Genomic DNA, 4007 nt, shown 5'->3' with positions numbered 1-4007 from the left:
AAAACAATAAAACCCCAAACCAAAACAACTAAAAATAAAAGAAATGAAAAAAGCAACAGAAGAATAAAGCACTAAAATATAATCAATAATGAAATTAAATAAAAAGTAAGATTGAAAAAACATTTCCCTATCCCTGCACCGACCTACATTCCCACTCTTGAAAAGAGCAGTATTATCAGCGATGAAGAGCTTGACTTCCAGGTTCGGAATGGTTAACTGGGTAGTTCCTCTTCTCTAAAGGCACAAGGAAAAGGGAGTTAAAGATAAAGTGCATTTACCCTTAACTCCCCTTTCTCTTCAATAGGGAGCTGTTTTTAACAAAGAAGATAGTCAATAGCCTTTAACTTTAAATCATTGAGATGGTATCTCATTCCTCATTAAAGTTTAATCCTATAAAAGTCTTTATAAAACTCCAACTCTCTTACACTCAGTAAGGCAGTGGTAACTTATCCATGCTCTATTGTCGTTATCTTATACAAAAAGCAAAAAACAAGCCAAACGCTCTATTAGTAGTAGTCAGCTAAACGCATTACTGCACTTACACATCTACCCTATCAAGCACATAGTCTTTGTGCGAGCTTCAGGGAAAGTTCATCTTGGAGTTGGCTTCCTGCTTAGATGCTTTCAGCAGTTATCACATCCGTGTGTAGCTACCCAGCGATGCTCTTGGCAGAACAACTGGTGCACCAGTGACACGTCCATCCCGGTCCTCTCGTACTAGGGACAGCTCTCCTCAACTTTCCTACGCCCACGGCAGATAGGGACCGAACTGTCTCACGACGTTCTGAACCCAGCTCGCGTACCGCTTTAAATGGCGAACAGCCATACCCTTGGGACCTGCTCCAGCCCCAGGATGCGATGAGCCGACATCGAGGTGCCAAACCTCCCCGTCGATGTGAGCTCTTGGGGGAGATCAGCCTGTTATCCCCGGGGTACCTTTTATCCTTTGAGCGATGGCCCTTCCACACAGAACCACCGGATCACTATGACCGACTTTCGTCTCTGCTTGACTTGTATGTCTTACAGTCAGGCTGGCTTGTGCCATTACACTCAACTTGCGATTTCCAACCGCAATGAGCCAACCTTTGCAAGCCTCCGTTACTTTTTAGGAGGCGACCGCCCCAGTCAAACTACCCACCAAGCATTGTCCTGCCTGTGGATAACACAGGCCAGTTAGCTAACAGAAACATCAAGGGTGGTATCTCAAGGATGGCTCCATAAGAGCCAAAGCCCTTACTTCAAAGCCTCCCACCTATCCTGCGCATGATATTCCCATTAGCAGTGCTAAGTTGTAGTAAAGGTCCACGGGGTCTTTCCGTCTTGCCGCGGGTAGGAGGAATTTTCACCTCCACTACAATTTCACTGAATCTCTGGTTGAGACAGCTCCCATCTCGTTACGCCATTCATGCAGGTCGGTATTTAACCGACAAGGAATTTCGCTACCTTAGGACCGTTATAGTTACGGCCGCCGTTTACTCGGGCTTCAATTCAACGCTTCATCTTGCGACTGACGCATCCTCTTAACCTTCGAGCACCGGGCAGGCGTCACACCTTATACTTCCTCTTACGAGTTGGCAAAGTGCTGTGTTTTTGGTAAACAGTCGGGAGGGACTCTTTGCTGAGACCACATCGCTGTGGCACACCTTATCGCGAACTTACGGTGCTAGTTTGCAGAGTTCCTTAACCAGAGTTCTTTCACGCGCCTTAGAATACTCATCTCATCTACCTGTGTCGGTTTGCGGTACGGACGACTATGGATATGCTTAGAGGCTTTTCTTGGCACGACGGTATCAGCGATTCTCCCTTTGTCCTAAAAGGACTCAAAGAGCCTGTTTGGGTTTCAAATACAGAGGTGGATTTGCCTTCCCTCCAATCTACGCCCTTAGACTAGCACTTCCATCAGCTAGCTCGCTTAACCCTATGCGTCCCCCCATCACGCTCCATAAGTCGGTATTGGAATATTAACCAATTTGCCATCACCTACCCCTTTCGGACTCGGCTTAGGACCCGACTAACCCTACGATGACGACCATCGCGTAGGAAACCTTAGATTTACGGCGGATACAATTCTCATATATCTTATCGTTACTCATTCCTGCATGCTCACTTCATACCGCTCCAGCACTCCTTACCGGTATACCTTCAACGCTGGTATGAACGCTCTTCTACCACTGTGTTTAACACAATCTACAAATTCGGTGTCTATCTTAGCCCCGTTATATTTTCAGCGCATGACCACTAGACCAGTGAGCTGTTACGCTTTCTTTAAAGGATGGCTGCTTCTAAGCCAACCTCCTGGTTGTTTGAGTAGCCACACATCTTTTTCCACTCAGAATAGAACTTAGGGACCTTATTTGGTAGTCTGGGTTGTTCCCCTTTTGACGATTGATTTTATCACCCACCGCCTGACTCCCAAGATACGATAAAAGGTATTCGGAGTTTGATAGGGTTTGGTACCGCGGCGAGCAGCCCTAGCCCAATCAGGGCTCTACCCCCTTTTATTATCACTTGAGGCTATACCTAAATATATTTCGAAGAGAACCAGCTATCACTAAGTTTGTTTGGCCTTTCACCCCTATCCACAGCTCATCCCAACCCGTTTCAATGGGTACGAGTTCAGTCCTCCACGCGCTATTACACGCGTTTCAACTTGGCCATGGATAGATCACTTAGCTTCGGGTCTGCAGCATCTGACTTGTTCGCCCTATTAAGACTCGCTTTCGCTACGGCTTCGCATTCGCTTAACCTTGCCAGATACCACAACTCGCAGGATCATTATGCAAAAGGCAGTCCATCACCCTGATAAATCATAGGGCTCTGAATGATTGTAAGCAGATGGTTTCAGGTTCTATTTCACTCCGCTCACTGCGGTTCTTTTCACCTTTCCCTCACGGTACTTGTTCGCTATCGCTCAAAGAGTAGTATTTAGGGTTGGAGAGTGGTCTCCCCGGCTTCAACCTGGATTTCTCGTGTCCTGGCCTACTCTGGATACTGCTACCTAAGAACGCCTTGTCGCATACAAGGCTATCACTTTCTATGGCTTACCTTTCCAGGTAACTCTGCTAAAGCGTTCTCTTGGATGTTGCAGTCCTCAACCCCGAATGCAAGCACTCGGTTTGCCCTTTTCCCCGTTCGCTCGCCACTACTTAGGGAATCTCGTTGATTTCTTTTCCTCTAGTTACTGAGATGTTTCACTTCACTAGGTTCGCTCTCTGTTAGAGTAACTAATATCTCTATTAGTTGGGTTGCCCCATTCGGACATCTACGCATCAAAGCTCCTTGACAGCTCCGCATAGCTTATCGCAGTCTAGTACGTCCTTCATCGCCTCTCTTTGGCAAGGCATCCGCCATCTGCTCTTAAAAGCTTGTTTTAAATTTTAAAATATCCTTTAAAACCCGCCCTTTTATAATGAATAACGACAATTGCACGAATATTCTTCAGCGCTACCACTGCCTTAATGAATATAAGACAGAGTTATTGTAGTTTTACTTTACTTTTACATAGGCTATTAACAATGTTAAATCAAATAACTTCGTTTTTCTTCAAAAACTTGCTATAATCACTCTGTTAAACCCTTTAAGAAGACTAAAAATGCTTGATCCCTAATCTTTTTTAACGCTCAAGTTTTATCAGCTGGTGAGCTTTTATATTTATATTTAAAGCCTTTAGCTTTTATAACTTGCTTGAGTTTGAATTAAAGAACTTTTTAAAGCTTGTCTTTAAAAACGAAATGTAATTATAGACATCTAATGCTTAAAGTTTGCTTAAATATTTTGGAATTTGAAAGAAAATTTGGAATTTGAAAGAAATGAATGAAAGTTATTTGGAAATGATTGGAAATCATTGGAAATGATGGGGGAGCGATTGGAAAAGGGGGGTAGTAAAATAAAGCTTTAAAGATTAAACGCATTATTAAATAAAACACATCATTATTAAATAAAACACATCGTTATTAAATAAAACACATCGTTATTAAATAAAACACATCGTTATTAAATAAAACACA

At 43.5% G+C, this 4007-nt stretch carries 2 rRNA genes; both read right to left on the bottom strand.

Annotated features, from left to right (window positions below):
* Positions 1-130: 130 nt before the first annotated feature.
* Positions 131-248: ribosomal RNA gene (gene rrf, locus I6852_RS07805) — 5S ribosomal RNA — on the bottom strand.
* Positions 249-485: 237 nt separating this feature from the next.
* Positions 486-3371, bottom strand: a 23S ribosomal RNA gene (locus I6852_RS07800).
* Positions 3372-4007: the final 636 nt, after the last annotated feature.

Source organism: Helicobacter pylori, assembly GCF_015904775.1.
Lineage (GTDB): Bacteria > Campylobacterota > Campylobacteria > Campylobacterales > Helicobacteraceae > Helicobacter > Helicobacter pylori_DM.
This window is presented reverse-complemented; position numbering and strand designations above follow the sequence as displayed.